The 21,114-nt window shown below is 54.2% G+C and carries 21 protein-coding genes; 18 read left to right on the forward strand and 3 right to left on the reverse strand.

Going from position 1 to position 21,114, the window contains the following annotated elements; translation table 11 throughout:
• Positions 1-49: 49 nt before the first annotated feature.
• The 11 genes from KUO20_RS06575 (at position 50) to KUO20_RS06625 (ending at position 10,028) form a co-directional block, all read left to right on the forward strand.
• Positions 50-661 carry a superoxide dismutase gene (locus KUO20_RS06575; RefSeq protein ID WP_235042072.1) on the forward strand — a complete coding sequence of 204 codons (612 nt, stop codon included), beginning with the start codon at positions 50-52 and terminating at the stop codon, positions 659-661.
• Positions 662-911: 250 nt separating this feature from the next.
• Positions 912-1,133: a glutaredoxin-like protein NrdH gene (gene nrdH, locus KUO20_RS06580; RefSeq protein ID WP_096280553.1), complete on the forward strand. Its 222-nt coding sequence runs from the start codon at positions 912-914 to the stop codon at positions 1,131-1,133.
• 13 nt (positions 1,134-1,146) lie between these two features.
• Positions 1,147-1,581 carry a class Ib ribonucleoside-diphosphate reductase assembly flavoprotein NrdI gene (gene nrdI / locus KUO20_RS06585; RefSeq protein ID WP_235042073.1) on the forward strand — a complete coding sequence of 145 codons (435 nt, stop codon included), beginning with the start codon at positions 1,147-1,149 and terminating at the stop codon, positions 1,579-1,581.
• A complete protein-coding gene (gene nrdE, locus KUO20_RS06590) occupies positions 1,563-3,758 on the forward strand; it encodes a class 1b ribonucleoside-diphosphate reductase subunit alpha (RefSeq protein WP_237673375.1) in 2,196 nt (731 codons plus the stop codon). Before nrdI ends, nrdE begins: the two co-directional genes overlap by 19 nt.
• 74 nt (positions 3,759-3,832) lie before the next feature.
• Entirely contained in the window at positions 3,833-4,804 is a 972-nt protein-coding gene (nrdF, locus tag KUO20_RS06595; RefSeq protein WP_096280544.1) for a class 1b ribonucleoside-diphosphate reductase subunit beta, read from the forward strand.
• Between the two features lie 249 nt (positions 4,805-5,053).
• Entirely contained in the window at positions 5,054-5,836 is a 783-nt protein-coding gene (locus tag KUO20_RS06600) for a DUF3450 domain-containing protein (protein ID WP_235042074.1), read from the forward strand.
• Positions 5,833-7,251, forward strand: coding sequence for a MotA/TolQ/ExbB proton channel family protein (locus tag KUO20_RS06605; RefSeq protein ID WP_235042075.1), 1,419 nt, complete (start codon positions 5,833-5,835; stop codon positions 7,249-7,251). Before KUO20_RS06600 ends, KUO20_RS06605 begins: the two co-directional genes overlap by 4 nt.
• 1 nt (position 7,252) lies before the next feature.
• Positions 7,253-7,795, forward strand: coding sequence for a MotA/TolQ/ExbB proton channel family protein (locus tag KUO20_RS06610; RefSeq protein WP_235042076.1), 543 nt, complete (start codon positions 7,253-7,255; stop codon positions 7,793-7,795).
• Entirely contained in the window at positions 7,788-8,195 is a 408-nt protein-coding gene (locus KUO20_RS06615; RefSeq protein ID WP_096280532.1) for an ExbD/TolR family protein, read from the forward strand. The genes KUO20_RS06610 and KUO20_RS06615 overlap by 8 nt, the downstream gene beginning before the upstream one ends.
• On the forward strand, positions 8,192-8,959 hold the full coding sequence (locus KUO20_RS06620; protein ID WP_235042077.1) for a TonB family protein: 768 nt from the start codon (positions 8,192-8,194) through the stop codon (positions 8,957-8,959). Before KUO20_RS06615 ends, KUO20_RS06620 begins: the two co-directional genes overlap by 4 nt.
• A 4-nt stretch (positions 8,960-8,963) precedes the next feature.
• A complete protein-coding gene (locus KUO20_RS06625; RefSeq protein ID WP_235042078.1) occupies positions 8,964-10,028 on the forward strand; it encodes a tetratricopeptide repeat protein in 1,065 nt (354 codons plus the stop codon).
• On the opposite strand, the gene xthA is transcribed toward KUO20_RS06625, so the two are convergent.
• Together xthA and KUO20_RS06635 are read right to left on the reverse strand one after the other, a co-directional pair.
• A complete protein-coding gene (gene xthA, locus KUO20_RS06630; protein WP_235042079.1) occupies positions 10,025-10,852 on the reverse strand; it encodes an exodeoxyribonuclease III in 828 nt (275 codons plus the stop codon). The genes KUO20_RS06625 and xthA overlap by 4 nt on opposite strands.
• A complete protein-coding gene (locus KUO20_RS06635) occupies positions 10,852-11,097 on the reverse strand; it encodes a hypothetical protein (protein WP_096280520.1) in 246 nt (81 codons plus the stop codon). Before KUO20_RS06635 ends, xthA begins: the two co-directional genes overlap by 1 nt.
• 145 nt (positions 11,098-11,242) lie before the next feature.
• On the opposite strand from KUO20_RS06635, the gene rhlB reads away from it, so the two are divergent.
• Together rhlB and dinG are read left to right on the forward strand one after the other, a co-directional pair.
• Positions 11,243-12,517 carry an ATP-dependent RNA helicase RhlB gene (rhlB, locus tag KUO20_RS06640; RefSeq protein ID WP_235042080.1) on the forward strand — a complete coding sequence of 425 codons (1,275 nt, stop codon included), beginning with the start codon at positions 11,243-11,245 and terminating at the stop codon, positions 12,515-12,517.
• A gap of 5 nt (positions 12,518-12,522) precedes the next feature.
• Positions 12,523-14,652, forward strand: coding sequence for an ATP-dependent DNA helicase DinG (gene dinG, locus KUO20_RS06645; protein WP_235042081.1), 2,130 nt, complete (start codon positions 12,523-12,525; stop codon positions 14,650-14,652).
• Positions 14,653-14,846: 194 nt separating this feature from the next.
• Here the strand turns inward: dinG and KUO20_RS06650 are convergent, their stop codons facing one another.
• A complete protein-coding gene (locus tag KUO20_RS06650) occupies positions 14,847-15,923 on the reverse strand; it encodes a 3-deoxy-7-phosphoheptulonate synthase (protein WP_235042082.1) in 1,077 nt (358 codons plus the stop codon).
• A gap of 415 nt (positions 15,924-16,338) precedes the next feature.
• On the opposite strand from KUO20_RS06650, the gene rpoE reads away from it, so the two are divergent.
• From rpoE to KUO20_RS06675, 5 genes are all read left to right on the forward strand, one after another.
• Positions 16,339-16,938, forward strand: coding sequence for an RNA polymerase sigma factor RpoE (rpoE, locus tag KUO20_RS06655; RefSeq protein WP_235042083.1), 600 nt, complete (start codon positions 16,339-16,341; stop codon positions 16,936-16,938).
• Positions 16,939-17,210: 272 nt separating this feature from the next.
• Entirely contained in the window at positions 17,211-17,933 is a 723-nt protein-coding gene (locus KUO20_RS06660; protein ID WP_235042084.1) for a sigma-E factor negative regulatory protein, read from the forward strand.
• Positions 17,934-18,000: 67 nt separating this feature from the next.
• On the forward strand, positions 18,001-19,023 hold the full coding sequence (locus KUO20_RS06665; RefSeq protein ID WP_235042085.1) for a MucB/RseB C-terminal domain-containing protein: 1,023 nt from the start codon (positions 18,001-18,003) through the stop codon (positions 19,021-19,023).
• 18 nt (positions 19,024-19,041) lie between these two features.
• A complete protein-coding gene (locus KUO20_RS06670) occupies positions 19,042-19,509 on the forward strand; it encodes a SoxR reducing system RseC family protein (RefSeq protein WP_235042086.1) in 468 nt (155 codons plus the stop codon).
• Positions 19,510-19,576: 67 nt separating this feature from the next.
• Positions 19,577-20,989: a DegQ family serine endoprotease gene (locus KUO20_RS06675; RefSeq protein WP_235042087.1), complete on the forward strand. Its 1,413-nt coding sequence runs from the start codon at positions 19,577-19,579 to the stop codon at positions 20,987-20,989.
• Positions 20,990-21,114 lie beyond the last annotated feature (125 nt).

The raw sequence follows: 21,114 nt of genomic DNA on the forward strand, positions 1-21,114 counted from the left end.
CCGCATATCTGTAGTGTAAGCAACGAAAGCCACTCAAGGAGATGATGATATGGCACATACATTACCCGAATTGCCGTACGCATATGACGCTCTCGAACCAAACATCGATGCGATGACGATGGAAATTCACCACTCTCGTCACCATCAAACCTACATCACCAACCTGAATGCCGCGCTAGAAGGTACAGGTCTTGAAGATGTTCCTGTTGAAGAGCTGGTTGCCAATCTGGATCGTGTTCCAGAAGCCAAGCGCCAAGCAGTTATCAACAATGGCGGCGGTCATGCCAACCACTCTATGTTTTGGCAGATGCTGTCGACCAACGCTGGTGGTAAACCGCAGGGCGATGTTGCTAAAGCAATCGACGCTGAACTGGGTGGCTTAGAAGCTTTCCAGGAAGAGTTCAAGAAAGCGGCGGTGGGTCGTTTTGGCAGCGGCTGGGCGTGGCTGTCTTTGACGCCTGAGAAGAAGCTGGTAGTGGAAAACACGTTGAACCAGGATAGCCCGCTGATGCACGGCAACACGCCGCTGCTTGGTCTGGATGTTTGGGAACACGCCTACTACCTGAAATACCAAAACAAGCGTCCTGACTACATTGCCGCGTTTTTTAACGTTGTTAATTGGGAAGACGTTGAACGTCGCTATCAAGCAGCGATTAGCTGATAGTGTAATGATTTGCTAGCAGCGTTTGCTCGTAACGCTGTGAAAAACCGTCCACTTTTTAGTGGGCGGTTTTTTCGTTATGGAGCGCAGAGTTAGCGCTGAATTGTCAATACGGCAAAAAAGAAAAATACCACATGTGCTTGAATTGATTTTTAAGTGGTCTATATATAGTATCCATGGTGCCTTTGGGAGGGGAGAGGCGCTACATGTGCTCTATCCTAAAAATGCCGCTTTGAACAGAGGAACATCCATGGAAATTCAGATTTATAGCAAGCCTGCGTGTGTACAATGTACGGCTACTTATCGCGCGCTTGATAAGCAGGGTCTTGAGTATAAGGTTATCGATATTACCGCGGAGTCTGGTGCGCAAGAAGAAGTCGAAGCGCTAGGCTATCGCCAGCTTCCTGTCGTCGTTGTCGGTGAAGATCACTGGTCGGGTTTTCGTCCTGATCGTATTCAAGCACTGGCCTAGATAGATCATTGTCATGCTGGCAAATTGCTCAGAAACATCGGTAGCCGGCACGTTGGTTTATTTCTCTACCAAGTCAGGTAATACCCATCGTTTTGTAGAAAAGCTTGGTTTCGCCGCAACGCGGCTGCCGCTGAATAGAGATGAGCCTGCTGTACGCGTCGACCAGCCCTTTATTTTAATTACGCCTACCTATGGTGGTGGCGGGGCGCAAGGCGCGGTGCCAAAGCAGGTCATTCATTTTCTCAACGATATACATAACCGTCACCTCCTGCGGGGGGTAATTGCAGCGGGAAATACTAATTTTGGCGATGCGTATGGTCTAGCTGGCCGTATCATTGCGAAGAAGTGTAGCGTCCCACTGCTGTATCGGTTCGAACTTTTAGGCACCGACGATGACGTCGCCAATGTCCGCAAAGGAGTAGTAGAGTTTTGGAAACGACAAGCGTAGCCACAAAAAACTCAGTCACACAAAACGGGGCAGAAGCAAAGCGGCCAGCGGCGGCTTCTGAGACGCGTACTCTGGATTATCATGCGCTTAATGCCATGCTCAATCTGTACGGTGCCGATGGCGAACTGCAGCTAAGTAAAGACCGTGAAGCGGCCAGGCAGTATTTTTTACAGCACGTTAACCAAAACACGGTGTTCTTCCACTCGTTGGAGGAAAAGCTCGATTACTTGGTTGAAGAGCAGTATTACGAAGCCGAAATGCTTGCGCAGTACAGCTTTGCCTTTGTAAAAGCGCTGTTTGAGCAGGCCTATGCGTACAAATTCCGCTTTCCCAGCTTTTTGGGTGCCTTTAAGTATTACACCAGCTATACCCTGAAGACGTTTGACGGCAAGCGCTACTTAGAGCGTTATGAAGACCGTGTCTGCATGGTAGCGTTGACGCTTGCGCGCGGTGAAGAAGCGCTGGCCAAATCGCTAGTGGATGAGATCATCAGCGGACGTTTTCAGCCCGCCACGCCTACCTTTTTGAACTGCGGTAAGCAGCAGCGTGGCGAGCTAGTGTCGTGCTTCTTGCTACGTATTGAAGACAATATGGAGTCGATTGGCCGGGCGATTAACTCCGCGCTGCAGCTCTCTAAGCGCGGCGGCGGCGTGGCCTTTTTGCTCACCAATATTCGTGAGTCTGGCGCGCCTATCAAGCGTATAGAAAACCAGTCGTCGGGCATCATTCCGATTATGAAGCTGCTGGAAGACGCCTTTTCCTACGCTAATCAGCTGGGTGCTCGTCAGGGTGCGGGGGCGGTATATCTTAACGCCCACCACCCGGATATCCTGCGCTTCTTGGATACAAAGCGAGAAAATGCCGACGAGAAGATTCGCATCAAAACGCTATCGCTGGGCGTGACGATTCCGGATATTACCTTTGAACTCGCCAAGCGCAACGACGACATGTATCTGTTCTCGCCCTACGACGTAGAGCGTGTTTACGGCGTGCCGTTTGGTGACATCAGCGTCACCGAGAAGTATCACGAAATGGTGGCGGATGCGCGCATTCGCAAGCATAAAATTAATGCGCGGGCGTTTTTCCAAGTGCTGGCTGAACTGCAGTTTGAGTCGGGCTATCCGTACATTATGTTTGAAGACACGGTCAACCGGGCTAACCCGATAGCTGGCCGTATCAATATGAGCAACCTTTGCTCTGAGATTCTTCAGGTTAATACGCCCACCGAGTATGACGAAGACCTCGGCTACCGCCATGTGGGTCAAGACATCTCGTGTAATCTGGGGTCGATGAATATCGCCAAAGTGATGGACGCTGGCGATATCGGTACCAGCGTTGAAATCGCTATCCGTGGCCTTACTGCCGTGTCGGAAATGAGCAACCTACGCAGCGTACCTTCTATTGCGGAAGGCAATGCGCAGTCGCGGGCGATAGGCTTGGGTCAAATGAACCTGCACGGCTATTTGGCGCGAGAGCATATTTATTACGGCTCTGATGAAGGCTTGGATTTTACCAACCTGTATTTCTACTGCGTGGCTTTCCATGCCATCCGCGCATCTAATAGCTTAGCCATTGAACACAGCGGTACTTTTGCAGGCTTTGCAGATTCTACCTACGCCTCAGGCACGTTTTTCGATAAATATACCGATCAAGCGTGGCTGCCGCGTACTGATAAAGTACGTGAGCTGTTTGAGAAAAGCGGGATTGTCTTGCCTAGTCAGCAGGATTGGGAGGAGCTGAAAGCATCGGTCATGGCACACGGTTTATATAACCGTAACTTGCAGGCCGTACCGCCTACCGGGTCGATCTCTTACATCAATAACTCGACTTCCAGTATCCATCCGGTGGCGGCGAGAATTGAGATTCGTAAAGAGGGCAAGCTTGGCCGTGTTTATTATCCGGCGCCGTTCCTGAATGAAGCTAATTTTGACTATTTCCAGGACGCCTACGAAATTGGTCCGGAAAAAATCATCGATACCTACGCCGAAGCTTCGCAGCACGTTGACCAGGGCCTATCGCTGACGCTGTTCTTCCCGGATACCGCCAGTACGCGCGATATCAATAAAGCGCAGATTTACGCCTGGCGTAAAGGCATCAAAACCCTTTATTACATTCGTCTGCGTCAGAGTGCGTTAGAAGGCACCGAAGTGGAAGGCTGTGTTTCGTGCACGCTGTAACCAGCAAAGCGCTTTGCGCCCCGTGTCTATTATTGAACGCTACGTTTTGCTAACCGAGCTTTGAGAGCAATGCCATGAACACCATGCAACGTTTGTCGCGGGTTGACGCGATTAACTGGAACCGGCTTCAGGATGATAAAGACCTGGAAGTATGGAACCGCTTAACCAGCAATTTCTGGCTGCCTGAAAAGGTGCCGCTTTCTAACGATATCCAGTCGTGGAATACGCTGACTCAGCAAGAGAAGCAGCTGACAATCCGAGTGTTTACCGGTCTTACGCTGCTGGATACCATTCAAAGCAGCATTGGTGCGCCGGTGCTGATGGAAGACGCGCGGACGCCTCACGAAGAGGCGGTTTATACCAATATCGCCTTTATGGAGTCGGTGCATGCGCGCTCCTACAGCTCTATTTTCTCTACGCTTTGCGCCACGCGCGATGTTGATGATGCGTTCCGCTGGAGTGAAGAGAATCCCACGCTGCAGGCGAAATCTCAGCTGATCCTAGAGCGCTACCGCTCCGATGATCCGCTGATGCGTAAAGTGGCCAGCGTTTTCCTTGAGTCGTTTTTGTTCTACTCCGGCTTTTACCTGCCGATGTACTGGTCAAGCCATGCCAAGCTGACCAATACCGCTGACCTGATTCGTTTGATCATTCGTGATGAAGCGGTTCACGGCTACTACATTGGCTACAAGTTCCAGCAGGCATTGGCTGAAGCGACGCCGGCACGACAGCAAGAGGTGAAAGATTACGCCTATGAGCTGTTGCTGGAACTGTACGATAACGAAGTGCGCTACACCGAGTCGCTGTATGACGAGGTAGGCTTGAGTGAAGACGTTAAAAAATTCCTTCATTACAACGCCAACAAAGCGCTAATGAACCTAGGGTTTGAGCCGCTGTTTCCCAGCAGCGTCACCGATGTTGACCCTACTATCATGGCCGCGCTGTCACCCAATGCCGATGAGAATCATGACTTCTTCTCAGGCTCAGGCTCTTCCTACGTGATCGGTAAAGCCGTCGCCACTGAAGACGACGACTGGGCGTTTTAATCGCGCACGCTGAAAGCTAGGTTAGGCTTGCTAGACTATTATTAAAGGCGGTAACTCATCAGAGTTGCCGCTTTTTTTTATGCAAATGTTGGGCGTAAAATCGGCTAATTGCTAATGATAAATATTGTCATTAATTCTATTAGTGGTAGGCTATGCATCGTAAAAAGATGAACGCAAATCGTTCTAATACCTAATTAGTTTTTAGTCGGGCAGTCGCAGTTGCCCGCTACTCAGTGACGGAGAGTCGACGTGCTGAACAGGCCTTTCTTTGCTTTGCGTGGATGTTGGCTAGCGGGAGTGCTGGCCAGCAGCGCGCTAATGGCAAGTGATCAAGCAGTGGCTCAAGCGGCCCAAAGTGTACAAGCCCAGCAAACCCAGGCAGCTCTCCAGGAACAGATAGATGCCGCTGATGAGCAAACTCGCTCTCAGTTAGAAGAGCTGCGTCGTTTAGAGCGTGAAAGCCGCCAGCTAACGACTGATAACGCCTCCTTAGCCGGGCGTTTGGCCTCAGAGGACGAGCGTCAGCAGCGCCTTGCTACCGCGTTAGATACTCTTGAAGAAACCCGTGCAGCGCTTCCCGTGATTGAGCAAAATATGTCCGATCAGCTCAGCCAATGGATCGAAAGTGATCTGCCATTTTTACGCGATGAGCGCCTAGCGCGCGTCGAGCGCCAGCAAGATGAGCAGGGCGATAATACCATTGAGCGTATTGGCGGGCTGCTTGAAGCGTGGCGCGTTGAGCTTAACTACGGGCGCGAAATCGATAGCTGGCGCGGCCGTTTGCAACAAGATGGGCGTGAGCGGGAAGTGGACTTCTTGCGTATTGGGCGTATCGGCTTTTACTACCTGACACCGGATGGGCGTGAAGGTGGCGTTTGGAATGCAGAAGACGCCGCATGGCAGGCCCTGGATGATTCCTACCTGCGCGAAGTGCGCAACGGGCTGCGCATGGCGGAAGACCAGCGCGCCCCGGATCTATTAACCTTGCCGCTCTCGATCAGTGCCAGTGAACCGCGGGGAGAGCAGCCATGAGCCGTTTTTGCTTAACCAATGATCGTCTATCTACTCATCGTTTAGCTCTTCATCGGCTATCTCTTCACCGACTATCCCTTCGCCGAGTTGGCTATGTTTGCGCTCTAGTGGGGCTGGTAGCGGTTAGCGGCCTTTCAATGGCGCAAACGGATAGCACAACCTCGCTGCGCGAGGCCCGCGAGGCCGCCGAAACGCGTGATCAGCAGCGGCTAATGGGCTTTATAGACGATCAGCAGGCATTAGCGTCTGCGCTGGAGCAGGCGCGTGCTGAGAATGAGGATGCTCAGCAGCAGTACGAAGCGCTACAGGCGCAGCAGGCAGAACAGGCACAGCAGGCCGGTGAGTTAACTGAGCGTCAGTCTGAACAGGGTGAGGCAATGTCCGGTTTGCTGGCGAGTCTTGCTCAGCACAGCGCAGATATTCGCAATGAGTTAGGCGGCGACAGCCTTTTAGCACTCAGTGAAGAGGCGCTGCCGCCGCGCTTAGATAATGTAGAAGTGCTGGAGCGCCATCAGTTAGAAGACGTGGTTGATCGGCTAGCCGCATTGACCGCTAGCACTGGGCGCGCGGAGCGTCTTGAGCTAGCGGTGGCGGATGCCAATGGCGACATAGCGCCTCAAACCGTTGTACGGCTGGGCGATTTTGCTATTTTTAGCGAGAATGAATTGCTCCAGCGCAGCGAAGGAGACGGCGGTTTGGCGGTGTTGCCCCGTACCCCGCGGCAAATTGGTGCGCTTTTGCCCGCTTATTTTCAGGACGAAAGTCGTGTGTTCGCGGTTGATCCAACCCAGGGCAGCGTGCTGGAAGCACTCGCTCAGCAGCCCAGCTTATGGGAGCGTTTTCAGCAAGGCGGCTATGTGGGGTATGTCGTTGTGGCGCTCGGCATTATTGGTCTCGTGGTTGGCTTAGGGCAGTACGCGTATCTGGTGCTGGTGAGCATGCGCGTGCATCGTCAGCGCCAATCGCTAGGCCAGCTGCAAACCAATAATCCGCTAGGGCGTGTACTGCTGCGCTTTGAAGGTATGGATAAGCATCAAACCTCTGAAGCATTGGAGGCACGCTTAGACGAAGCGGTATTGGCCGAACTGCCGAAGCTTGAACGCAGCCAGCCCATGGTTAAGCTGCTGGCGGCTATTGCGCCGTTACTCGGTTTGCTGGGTACCGTCACCGGTATGATTGTGACCTTCCAGGCGATTACCGTCTTTGGTACCGGTGACCCCCAGTTAATGGCAGGTGGGATTAGCCAAGCGCTAGTTACCACCGTGCTGGGTCTCATTACAGCGGTGCCGCTACTCTTTGTGCAGACCGCGCTTGCTGGTCGTAGCCGCTATTTAACGCACGTGATCGAAGGGCAGGCGAGTGCGACATTGGCCGACCACCTTGAGACTCACGCGCCCGCTCATACGGTGACTTAACATGTCCTCTCTTCCTCTATGGCTCGAACCCGTTGAGCGCTTGGTGGAAGCTGGCGGCGCTGTATTAGTGGTGCTGGCGGTAGTGGCCGTGTTGGTTTTCGCCATGGCCATGGAGCGCTGGTGGTATTACCGCATCACTTGGCGCGTAGCCCGGCGCGAGCTATTGCATCGCTGGGCCGCACGCAGCGATCACGCTAGCTGGAGCGCGCGGACATTGCGCCAAGTATGGGCCGAAGCATTGGTGGCCAAACTGCGCAAACCGCTGCCATGGCTGAAGCTGCTGGTGGCACTATGCCCCTTGTTAGGTCTGCTGGGTACGGTGACAGGCATGATCAGTGTGTTTGATAGCCTATCCCTAAGTGAGACTCATCAGGCTCGCGCTATGGCTGACGGCGTGGCGCGAGCCACGCTGCCCACGCTGACCGGTATGGCCATTGCGGTGGTAGGGCTATTATTTATTAGCCGCTTAGAACACGTTATTCGTCGTGAGGACCAGCGGCTGCATGATCGCTTGGCCCGGGCGTTGGAGGAAAGTGATGCGTAGACGCCGTTCTATAGATAACAATGCGGAGAGCAATGAGGTCAACCTCACTCCGATGCTTGATGTCGTATTTATTATGCTGATTTTCTTTATCGTCACCACGAGCTTTGTCAAAGAGAGCGGTGTCGAGATTGAACGCCCTGAATCCAGTGCTGCCAGCCCACGCCCGGATGCTCAGGTGCTGGTGGCTATTTCGCCTGAAGGTGCGGTGTGGGTCGACGGTAGCCCTGTCGACGTGCATCGGATTGGTCAGCAGGTGGCCGGTATGCTGAGTAAAGATGGCTCTGTTGTCATCCAGGCGGATCGCGCGTCCACCACCGGGCTGTTGATTGAAGTCATGGACCGCTTGCGTGAGGCGGGGGTCGACCAAGTAGCAGTGGCGGCGAGTCGGAGCGGGCCATGATGCGACATGGGCTGTCGTTATTAGGCGGCGCGGTACTGGCGGTAGGCTTGTTTTGGCTGCTGGCGCAATTGGTGGCGCCGCCGGAGCGCACGCCAGAAAAGATCACCATGAGCATGGCCATGAATATGGTGGAGATGCCGGACGTCGCGCCTGAGCAAGAAGCTCCGGCACCGCAGCCTGCCGAGTCAGCTGCGCAGCAGGCGCCTCCTCCTATGCCGACACCAGAGCCACCGCCGGTGTCAGACAGCGCGATTACCATGCCGGAAATTGAACTGCCGGATGAGCCTGTCGAGCCGGTTGAGATGGACAGTGAGCTACCTGAGTTGACCGAAGTGACCCCAGAGCCGACGCCAGAGCCTGCGCCAACGCCACGGCCTCAGCCAGCACCCGCGGAGCCCGCGCCTACTCCGCGTGAGGCTGCGCCTAGCGCCTCGGAGGCAGCGCCGGCCGATCGTGAGGCCGCACCACAGGCTGAGCCTGCACCGTCTAACGAGCCTGTTAGCGTTGGTCAGGCTACGCCGACTAGCCGGGTTAACCCCAACTATCCATCGCGTGCGCAGCGTCGGGGCATGGAAGGCTTTGTGGAAGTGGCCTTTATGATTCGTCGTGATGGCAGCGTTGACGCTTCCTCGATACGCGTCACTAACGCGCAGCCCCGCCGGGTGTTTGAAGAGGCTGCTCAGCAAGCCATCGCCCAGTGGCAATTTGAACCCAGCGATCAGTTGCGCAATGCCACCCAGCGGATCGAGTTTCAGTTGAGGTAGCGCTATGAAACGTCTGATGTCTATTGTATTACTCAGCGCCTGGTCTGTCGGGGCGCTTGCAAGCCCCGCGCTGCCGGGTGATGTCATTGCTGATCTCACTGGATTACAGCGTCAGTTGCAGGAAGGTTTATTAAGCGATGTTGTTGAGCGGGCGACGTCCCAGGCGGAGCGATTAGCCGGCGGTAACCAGTCAGACCGCTGGGCTAGCGCGCTCTATCAGCAGCTTGCAGCCGGTGCATTAATGCGCCAGGACCAGCCAGGTGATGCAGCCGACAGGCTCGCCATTGCCCGTGGATTAAATGGCGTTGATAGCGAGCAGGCGGCGCAGTGGTTGCGAGAAGAAGCGTCATTGCGTCGCGCTGCCGGTCAGCGTGATCAGGCAATTGAACTGCTCAGTGAGTGGTTGGCTAATCATCAAGATGCCGATACGAGCTGGCAGCTAATCCGGATGCTTGCCCAGCAAGAGCGCTGGGATGAGGCCGCTGGCCGGCTTGAAACGGCGCTGGAACAAACGCCACAGCCTAGTGATACTCAGCACGCCTTAATGCTGGCCGTTTATCGAAATGCAGGTCAGGGCGAGCAGGCGCTTGGGCGTTTGCTTGAGGGTTTAGATGCTCAAAGCGATGCCGCTCAATGGCGAGAGGCGGCTGGGCTGGCGCAGCAGGCAGGGCAGGCGTACGTTGCCGCTGGCCTTTGGGACATGGCGTGGCAGCTGGGCAAGCTAACCCAGCCTGAAGATCGCTGGTTGTTAATTCAGCTGCATCTTGCGGGAGGGACGCCTGCCCGGGCGGCGGAGTATCTTGAGCAAGCGCTCAGCGAAGGCGCTATTGTCCGTGAGGAATCAACCTTGCGCCTGCTGGCCAGCGCTTGGCAGCAGGCTAAGCATGTTGAAAATGCGCTGAATGCCTGGCAGGCCTTGGCGCTACATACCGAGTCAGCCGCTGATTGGCGCACCTATGGTCAGCTAGCTTACGCCTGGGGTGACGATCAGCAGGCGAAGCAGGCATTCACGCAAGCGTCAGCGTTGGGTGATGATGAAGCGGAACAGTGGCTAGCCAGCTTTAGCTAAGCCTTAAGCGTTAGTTTAAAATCGCTCCAAATCGGCGCATGATCTGAAGGGCGCTCGATGCCTCGCAGGTCATAGTCAATGCCTGCCTCGGAGGTGCATTCGGCCAGCGGCTTGGTGACCAAGATGTAATCAATGCGCAGGCCGCGCTTAGGATCCTGGTCAAATGCTTTGGAGCGGTAGTCAAACCAGCTGAAGCGGTCATCGATATGCGGGTAAAGAAGACGATAGCTATCGGTTAATCCCCAGGCTTTAATGCCTGCCAGCCACTCACGCTCAATCGGTTGGAAGCTGGCTTTGCCTTCGCGTAGCCAGCGCTTGCGATTAGCTTCACCAATGCCGATATCCTGGTCTTCGGGCGAAATGTTGAAGTCGCCCATCACCGCTAGCCGCTCGTCAGGCCGATGCTGTTCGTTAAGCAGTCTGGCAAGCTGGCCATAAAAGCGTTCTTTATGAGGAAACTTGGTGGGGTGCGTAACGTTTTCACCCTGAGGGAAGTAGCCATTCCAGATCGTTACGGCTTCACCGTCGTCAGCCAGCAGGCGTACGCCAATCATACGGCGCTGTGCGTCTTCTTCATCATCAGGAAAGCCGTAAAACACTTCTTGCGGTGCTTGGCGGCACATTAGGGCAACGCCATAATGTCCTTTTTGACCGTGATAAAAAACGTGGTAGCCCATCGCTTCTACGTCAGCGAGTGGAAATTCGCTGTCTTGTACTTTGATTTCCTGCAGGCCAATCACGTCAGGCTGCTGAGTGTCGATCAATGCCTGCAGCTGGTGAAGACGTGCACGAATGCCGTTGATGTTGAACGAAACCAAGCGCATTACGAGTCGCTTCCTTTAGGGCTGTCAGGCTTGTCAGGATGAATCGCAATGGTTTGGCCGCTCTGCTGGCGGGCGAGCTTTTTCACCGCTTGAAGCTTGCGCTGCTGCTGCTTTTTGGCTACAAAACGCACTGAGGAAACCACCTGGTCAGGGTTGTCGTGGCGCCATTTTTTGTAATCTTTGCGCCGTCCGGTACGTATAGTGACCTTGTCGGCCAGTGAGCGAGTTTTTTTCTTACGCGTCATGTCGCGCTCCTTACGTCGATTTGACGGCTATTCTAACAGGCCTTGGGCCTCCTTCGACAGCAGGACGCGCTCTTATCGCCAAGCCCTGGTACAATGCGCACTTCTTGATGCCTAACCTCCACAGCAATGGACAGATAGACAGCCTATGAGCGAGTCGGAACAGACCACAGCACCGGCCCAGAACCGCAAGCCAAAACGCCGCCGTCGGAAGCCGCGTCGTCGCCAGTCGAGCTGGGATCTTCGTCAGTTTCAGGTGCCCGCCGTGGCCGGCAAGTGGCGCTTTCATGACTTTGATCTGCCGCTGCCACTGATGCGCGCTATTCATGCCCAAGGGTTTGAATACTGCACGCCTATTCAAGCTGAGGCCCTGCGCCAGACGCTTTTAGGCGGTGACATTGTCGGCAAAGCGCAAACGGGAACCGGGAAAACAGCCGCCTTTTTGATCTCAGTCATGAGCTACTTCCTAGAAGAGCCCACGCCCGATGGTCAAAAGCCGGGTGCACCACGCGCGCTGATCATTGCGCCTACCCGCGAGCTGGCGCTGCAGATTGAAAAAGATGCCAAAGCATTAGCACGCTTTACGCAGCTTAACGTGGCTAGCGTCGTCGGCGGTATGGACTATCAGAAACAGCGTGAGAGCCTGGGTAGCAAAATCGATATTCTGGTGGCAACGCCAGGACGCTTGCTGGACTTCCATCAAAAGCGCGATATCGATCTCAGTGAAGTCGAAGTACTGGTACTAGATGAAGCCGACCGCATGTTGTCGATGGGCTTTATCCCTGACGTGAAGCGGATTATTCGCTACACGCCGAAACCCGAGGAGCGTCAAACGTTTCTGTTCTCGGCTACCTTTACCGACGACATTCTCAATCTCGCCAGCCAGTGGACGCTTGATCCTGCCCACGTCGAAATAGCCGTGACGGTTGAAAACCAGGCAGATATAGATCAGCGCGTTTACTTGGTGTCAGATGACGATAAGCAACGCTTGCTGGTCAATTTGCTACAGCAGGAAAGCTTTGAGCGCGTCATGGTCTTCGGTAATCGTCGCGATTTGGTGCGTAAGCTGAATGATTTGCTTAGCAAAGCCGGCGTGAGCGTGGCGATGCTGTCGGGCGATGTGCCGCAGAATCAGCGTATCAAAACCCTGGAAAGCTTTCGTGAAGGCGAAATTCAGGTGTTGGTCGCAACCGATGTGGCCGGCCGTGGGATTCATATTGAAGACGTAAGCCACGTCATCAATTACACCCTGCCTGAAGATCCTGAAGACTACGTGCATCGCATTGGACGCACCGGGCGTGCAGGTGCGAAGGGCGTCTCGATTAGCTTTGTCGGTGAGGAAGATGCGTTTTCACTGCCGGAAATCGAGCAGTACATCAATGACAAGCTGCCCTGCGTGCATCCGCCGGAAGGTATGCTCTAAACCGCATGCTTGATACAGCCCTAAAAGGCGAGATTCAAGACGCTTATCGTCGCGTGGTGGAAAGCCTTGGGCTAACCCCACGCTACGGGCAGCGTATGATGATCGCCGAAATTGCTCGCACCCTCGGTAATATCGAAAGCGATAGCGAGGGTAAGCGGACTAACGATACCCATGTCTGCGTGCTGGAAGCGGGTACCGGTACGGGGAAGACACTGGCCTATTTGATTGCCGCGCTCCCGATTGCTAAAGCACGAGGCAAGCGGCTCATAGTATCGACCGCAACGGTCGCCCTTCAAGAACAGGTGCTTAACCAGGACTTACCTTCGTTGGCTAGCCATAGCGGCATTGCCTTTCGCTACGCATTAGCGAAAGGGCGAGGTCGCTATGTTTGCGTGGCGCGTTTGGATCAAGAGCTGGAAGGCACTGACCCCAACCCAACGCTTTCGCTTTTTGAGCAGTCTTTGCAAACACAAAGTAGCGATTTTAGCGTCCTCGCCACCGATATGGCGCAGGCATACGGCCAAGGGGAGTGGGAAGGTGATCGTGATAATTGGCCAGCGGCCATTGACGATGCGCATTGGCGTCGTTTAACGGTCGATCATCGCCAGTGTACGGGCAGGCGCTGCGGGCATTTTGGTGCCTGCGCGTTTTTTCGTTCGCGGCGTGAGCTTGAAAATGCCGACGTTATCGTTGCCAATCACGATCTTGTGCTAGCCGATTTAGCGCTGGGTGGCGGTGCTATTTTGCCCGACCCGGCAGACTGTATTTTCGTGTTTGATGAAGGCCACCACCTGCCTGAGAAGGCGCTTTCCCACTTCGCGCATCGTTTTGCGGTACACGGCTGTTTGCGCTGGCTGAAGACGTTAAGAACTAGCTTGACTGATCTGCACCAGGGATTGGCCGTTCAGCCCACCGTCGCCCGGCTGTTAACAAGCTTGCCTGAGCTGATTCATAATCTTGAGCCTACGCTGGGCGATGTGTTTAGCGTGGGCCATCAGCTAGCGGGGCGGCCGAACGGATTAGCCGATGAAGAGGCGACGCATCAACTGCGGTTCGAGAAGGGGCAGATTCCGGATGCGCTGCGCGAGCAGGCCCAGCAGCTGCTGGTAATGTTTGCTTCGCTGTCGCGCTGTCTTGAAAGTATCAGCGATATTTTGCGTGAAAGCCTGGACCCTGATAAGCAAACCGGCTTGGATCGCGAGCAGGCCGAAACGTGGCTGCCACTCGTGGCGCTGCTTCATGGGCGGGCCTTAGAGGCTCATGCATTGTGGCAGGCATTTAGCGAGCAGGATGCGGCTAATGAGGCGCCCAGCGCTCGCTGGATTACCCTTAGCCGCGTAGCCGGAGAGGCAGAAATTGAGTTTTCGGCCAGCCCCGTATCGGCGGCATACACTCTGGCTAAGCACTTGTGGGGTCGCTGTCATGGCGCGGTAGTGACCTCAGCGACGTTGACGGCGTTAGGGCGCTTTGAGCGCCTGCAAGAGCGCGCGGGCCTGGCTAATCGCTATCGCTATCAGGCATTGCCTAGCCCGTTTGACTATGCCAACGCCGTGTTGCGAGTGCCGAAAGAGGCGACTGACCCTAGTGATAGAGAGGCTCACGAGAGAGCCATCGTCAGCTTTGTCTCTCAGTTGGCCGACAAAGAGGCTGCGCTGGTGCTGTTTTCTTCCCGTGCACAGCTGCGCGCGGTCGATAAAGCATTGCCTGCAGACGTTAAAGCTCGCGTATTGGCGCAGGATGCACTGCCCAAGCGTGAGCTTATTGAAAGGCATCGCGCCGCGGTTGATAAAGGCGATGGCAGCATTATTTTTGGCTTGGCCAGTTTTGCTGAAGGTATTGACCTGCCGGGCGACTACCTGACGCATGTGGTCATTACGCGCTTGCCGTTTGCGGTGCCCGACGACCCGGTGGGTGCCACCTTAGCCGAGTGGATAGAAAGTCAGGGCGGTAATGCGTTTATGCGCATTAGCGTGCCCGATGCGTCTATAAAGCTGGTTCAGGCCTGTGGGCGATTAATTCGTAAAGAAAGCGATCGCGGCACGATTACCTTGCTAGATAAACGTGTCATTACCCGCCGTTACGGACAAGCCCTGCTGGACGCACTGCCGCCTTTTCGGCGTGAAATTGTTCAATAAGTACCGCTGTGACAAGAGCTCTGAGATGTTTTCTTAGATCCTGCTTTCTTAGACCCTGCTTTCTTAGATCGGCTTGTTAGAGAGAGTTGCTCAGCAAGGCGTGTTCAAAGTGGAGCTGTTAAATAACGAAAATCCCCGCCGTGGCGGGGATTAAACGTTCTTTCTTAATAAGCGCTTACTTGATTAATAAGGCCTTACTGGGCAATGCGTTTCGCCAATGGAACGGTGAGTTTGTCGTTCATGCGGTTGAATGCTTCTACCGTGGTGTCCCAGTCGATGCATGCATCGGTAATGGATACGCCATACTGAAGCTGGCTGAGATCTTCGGTTAGTTTCTGATTGCCCCAGCCAATATTAGATTCAATCATTAGCCCTATAATGGAGGTATTACCTTCCAAAATTTGGTTAGTGACGTTTTCTAGTACTAGGGGCTGTAGCGCCGCATCTTTATTAGAGTTGGCGTGAGAGCAGTCAATCATGATGTTGGGTGAGAGCTTAGCTTTTTTCAGCTCTTTCTCCGCGAGTGCCACGCTTACGCTATCGTAGTTGGGTTTGCCGTTGCCGCCACGCAGTACTACATGGCCGTAGGCATTGCCGCGGGTACGAATGATGGCCACTTGGCCGGCCTGGTTAATGCCCAAGAAATTGTGCGGGCTGGCAACAGACTCAAGTGCGTTAATAGCGACATCAAGACTGCCGTCTGTACCGTTTTTGAACCCGACGGGGCAGGAGAGGCCTGACGCCATTTCGCGGTGAGTTTGAGACTCGGTGGTGCGTGCGCCAATGGCTGACCAACTGATACAGTCTTGCATGTACTGTGGCGAAATTGGGTCCAGCGCTTCAGTGGCCAACGGTAGGCCCATTTCGGCAAGATCGACCAGCAGCTTGCGCGCGATGTGCAGGCCTTCATCGATCTCAAAAGAATCGTTGAGGTGCGGGTCATTAATGAGGCCTTTCCAGCCCACCGTTGTACGCGGTTTCTCAAAGTAAACGCGCATAACGATATACAGGCTGTCACTGACTTGATCGGCCAGCGTGCGCAGGCGGCGAGCGTAATCCAGCGCGGCGTCGACATCGTGAATTGAACATGGGCCAACAACGACCAGCAGTCGCGGGTCGTTTCCATCTAGGATATTCTGGATGGTTTGGCGACCCTCAATGACAGTGCGCTCTGCCGCATCAGTGAGCGGTACTGCATTCTTAAGGGCTTCTGGCGTGGTGAGTACGTCTTGAGCGAGGACGTTAAGGTTATTAACCTGTTGTTCTGACATCTTGCTACCTGTGCTTGCGTAATGGCTGAAAAAAAGTGAGGGAGCGATAAAAGTGGGGCCTACTATCGCTTGCCGAGCAGGTAAAAATCAATTGCTGTGGAACTATCGGTGGTCGAAAAGTGTCAGCCACAAGGTTTTTATGTATTCAGATTAAGCCCTTGATGCGCCGCACAGAACGCGTAACACTGGCGCCATATTGTTATAAATGTAGCGGGTCAATGTATTTAACTTGTTAAAAAAATATAGCTTTATCATAGAATGTGGTAACAGGTGCGGACGATGCGTTCGCCGTTTACTTTCACTTATTATTAATCAATGCCCAAGGGACGCTATGCTGCTTGCTGTGAACGCCCGCTGTTTAGGGCTAATAGGAATGGGGCTCGGCGCATGCCGTACGAGCTTGAGGAGCGTGTGAATGGGCACTCGGGAAACAGACCAACAGCTTGTTGAACGTGCTCAAAAAGGTGATACGCGCGCTTTCGATCTGCTGGTGAAAAAATACCAGCATAAAATTATTGGCCTAATTAGCCGCTACGTACACGATCACTCTGAAGTTCAGGATGTAGCGCAGGAGGCATTTATTAAGGCGTACCGCGCCTTAGGCAAGTTTCGCGCCGAAAGTGCTTTTTATACTTGGATGTACCGGATCGCGATCAATACGGCGAAAAACTATTTGGTTTCGCGGGGGCGTCGGCCTCCCGGTAGCGATCTAGATATTGCTGATGCTGAGATTGTCGATCAAAGCGGCCGGTTGGCAGACTCCGAGTCGCCAGAAGCCGCCATTGCCAGAGACCAGCTAGAGGCGGCGGTCTATCAGGCAATTGATAACCTGCCCGACGATCTGCGTACGGCTATTACCTTGCGTGAGTTAGATGGCCTTGCCTATGAGGATATTGCGCAGGTGATGCAGTGCCCGGTGGGTACCGTACGTTCGCGTATTTTTCGCGCTCGTGAAGCGGTCGATGAACATATTCGTCCGCTTGTTTCCACGGCACGGAACAGTCGCGATGAATGATGGTCATAAGTAACAGGTAATATGACTGGCAAGGAATGCCTTCACAACAATTAGCTTTTACTTTTTTGTGAACTGTCTAGGAAATGACGCGTCATAGAGCTGACTGTCTTGATTAGCAGACATTGTCTTAATTGGCAAAATGAGTGAAATGACGGGCCTTGAACAGCAGTCGTTAAGACTTGCCTTGGCCAGTGAAGTCGTCGGGGCGATAGCGCGTTTAATTCGCAACCATTGCTCCAGTACTTCTTTTAAACAGTGTGAGGGTGTGAAGTATGAGTCATAACACACGGGAATCACTTTCTGTGTTAATGGATGGCGAGAGTGATGAGCTTGAGCTACGCCGAGTGTTGAAAGCACTGCCTAATGATGACGGTGCCGCAGAGACATGGAGGCGCTACCATTTAGCACGCAGCATGATGCAGCGTGAAAGAGGGGTTGATGTCAGCATCGATCTTTCTGCTGGCATCATGGCCCGATTGCGCGACGAGTCCGCGCCTTCCATGGATGTCGAAGAACGCGTTGCTACGCGTGCCGGTGGGATTTCATTCGCCCGCGGCGCAGGTGTGGCGGCGGCCGTATCGCTAATGGTGATTACCGGCGTACAGTTCTTTGGTAACGGTTTGTCTGTGAGCCAGGACGGTGGCGGTATCGCCGCGTCGTCTCCTAATGCGACTAGCCAAGTGCAGCCGGTCAACCTAGCCGCACAGCCTGCTATGGCATCAAATGCCGATATGCCTATGTTTGAGCCTACGCCTTTTCGCATTAGTGGTCAGTCAGCCCAGAGCGGCCTGATGAATATTAGTGAAACAGGTTTCTCTAACCAGGCATCTCAGGGCGTTAGCGCCTCGCAAGGGACTAACATTAACGTTGATCAAATTGGCATGCTGCAATCCTACTTAGAGCAACATACTCAAAGTGCTGCTTATGGAAGTGGTGACAGCTGGATGCCGCTCATGCGCTCTTCAGCGGTAACTGAGCCGCTGGGCCAACGCTAATTATCTGCCGTCACTCGGTGGAGTACTGTTAGGTGAGTAGAGCGTGCTAAGAAATAGAGCGTTCAAAGTGTTAATACCTTCCCGAGCAGGGAGCGCATGGGTACTGGCACTGTCGGTCAGTATGTTTTCGCTTCAAGTGCACGCGCAAAGCGATACCCATGCTAGCTCCGGCTACGAGTGCGCGGATACCTTGATATCGGCACCCAGTAACGGCGCTGAGTGGCTTGAGCGCGGCCTATGGGCGAGCCACTGCTATGCTTTTCAGGCAAGAGCCGTGGCTATAGATGCCATCAATGTACGTACACTGGCGCTTTCGCACCGTATTCAAGACGGCATACGTCAGCAGGTCGTGCAGTATCTGGATGGTCCCTCCGTCAGCATTGAGCGGCGTTCGCCGGTAGGCAGGCTCGCGTGGACCGAAGACAGTGGCAGCGGAGGACGTCCGTCCCCTGCTAGATGGGCAGCTCACCTTGAAGAATATTACCAGATTGATTTAGAGGAAAATGCGCGAGTCGCTGGACGAGAAGCGGTAAAGCTCATTTTCGAGCCTCTTGATCAATGGCGTTTTTCTCACGAGTGGTGGTTAGATCGTGAGACCGGGCTGTTGCTCAAGCACGTGCTTATTGATCAGCAGGGTCGCATTATTGAGACCTTTCAAATCACCCAGCTTCAGTCGCCTCAGCAGTACACCGGAAATATCCGCGTAGACTCCCCCAAGGTTGCGCTCAGCACTCCGTGGCGTACGACCTGGTTGCCTGAAGGTTTTGTGGGCCAGCCAGTTGCATTCTCTGGTAACGACGTTCAACAGCGTGTCTATAGCGACGGTTTAGCCACCGTTAGTATTTTTGTCGAGCCCCTCGAGCAAGATGAAGCGGGTGGCTTGCGCGAGGGTGTGCAGCAGCTGGGTGTCTCTGCCGTGGCTATTGAGCATTACACCACCGACGAGGGGCGCTGGCAGCTGATTGCCATAGGCGAAATGCCGGTCACCACCCTCCAGCGAATTGCGCGCTCAATTGCTTTTGATCAAGACGCTGTACAACAGCCCTCTGGGAGCGACGCTGAAGGAGAGAGCGGCCGTGCAGATTCCTAGCAATTTCAGAGAGGCCGAATGGTGACAGAAACTACCTGTGCCTCACTGCTGCGCGTGGCCACGATCGTTGCTCATGCTAATTACGGGCTTGTTGTCGAGGTGGCCGCTCAACAAGGCTGCGAGCAGTGCGCTAAGGGGCGAGGCTGCGGAGTAGGGCTGCTGGCCCGGCAGCGTAGCCAGCAATTAGTCGTCGTGCTTTCTCGAGAAGCCCCAGTAGATACCGACCAGTCAATTGAACAATGCTATCCATTAGGCCAACAGGTCACCATAAGCCTGCCGCGAACCTCTGTTACGCTGCTGGCTTTTTTTGTATATGCGCTCCCCTTAGTGGCGGCGCTGTTGTTGGCTGGCTTAGCCCCGTTTGTAAGCTCCGCCCAATGGCTTGCGCCACTGGTGTTTTTTGCGGCCCTAGTCGCGGGTGCGATTAGTATGAAAGTATTATTGCGTGAGCGAAGTGAACGCTTTCGCCCGCGCTTGGTCAGTTAATTCTCCCGCACCTCGCTATGAGTTGCACGACCCTTTGATGATTATTACGTTCAGCAGGAGCTCTTGCATGAAGCGCTTGATTCTCCCTTCCACGCTCTGGGTTTGCATGGTGGCATTACTAACCGTTGGGCAGGCTGCTAATGCCCAAAGCCTGCCTGATTTTACCGAGCTTGTTGAAGCCGCCGCGCCTGGCGTGGTGAATATCTCGACGAGCCGAACGATTCAACGCAGTAATGCGCCAGGATCTGAAGGGCTTGGTGGCCAGGAAGTTCCGGAAATTTTTCGGCATTTTTTTGGAGATAACCTACCATCGCCCCCCGATGGCGGGCAGGGGCGCAGTGAAGAGCGTCAGTCGTTAGGCTCTGGGTTTGTCATTAGTGATGACGGCTATGTCATGACCAACGCTCATGTGGTTCAGGATGCTGATGAAATATTGGTGCGCCTGAACGACCGCCGTGAGCTGAATGCCGAACTGATTGGCTCTGACCCACAAACTGACGTGGCGTTGCTGAAGATTGATGCAAACGACCTGCCGACACTGAGCATGGGTGATTCCGACGAGCTGAAGGTAGGCGAGTGGGTTGCCGCCATTGGCTCGCCCTTTGGTTTTGATCACTCGGTCACAGCGGGTATCGTTAGTGCGATTAATCGCACTCTGCCAAGCGATGCTTATGTGCCTTTTATTCAGACGGATGTCGCTATCAACCCCGGTAATTCGGGCGGGCCGCTGTTTAACTTAACCGGTGAAGTGGTGGGTATTAACTCGCAAATTTTTACCCGCAGCGGCGGCTTTATGGGTGTCTCGTTTGCGATTCCAATTAACGTGGCGATGGATGTGGTGGATCAGCTGCGTGAAAATGGCCGGGTAGATCGCGGCTGGCTGGGCGTAATGATTCAGCCTGTCTCACGCGATCTAGCAGAATCTTTCGGTATGGAAAACGCTATTGGCGCCTTGATTGCTGATCTCGATCCTGAAGGGCCTGCCGCGCAGGGTGGTTTACAAGCGGGCGATGTGATTATTCAGGTGAATGGTGAAGAGGTCGAACGCTCCAGCTCATTGCCGCGCCTGATTGGCCGTGGGGAGCCTGGTTCGGAGATAGCGCTAACCTTGATTCGCGACGGTGAGGAAATTTCTCAGTCCGTTGAGCTGGGCAGCTGGCCAGACATGGAAGAGCAGTCTGACCAAGCCGGTAGTAATAATCAGGTGCGCCTTGGAGTAACGGTGGCAGAAGTTGGCGAAGAGGCGCGCGAGCAGCTAAGTATTCCTGGCGGTGTAGAAGTTCGCCAGGTTGAGCCTGACAGCGTCGCTGCTGATGCCGGCATTCGTCCCGGTGATGTGCTGGTGAGTGTTGATCATCGCAGCGTATCCTCGTCAGACGAGCTGATGAAGATTGTCGAAGAATTGCCCTCTGATCGCGCCATTCCAATACGTCTATTCCGCGAAGGCCGCTCGCTTTTTGTCGCGTTACGCCTGGAATAACCCAGCTTTTTTCACGCCTAGTCCGGCGGTTCTCGCCGGACTGCTGTTCCTATCCTGCGCATATCGCTACAATAGCGATTATCTTTTTGTCGAAAATAGCCTTTATGAAAAAAATGGCAGCTGTT

The organism is Vreelandella profundi (assembly GCF_019722725.1).
Lineage (GTDB): Bacteria > Pseudomonadota > Gammaproteobacteria > Pseudomonadales > Halomonadaceae > Vreelandella > Vreelandella profundi.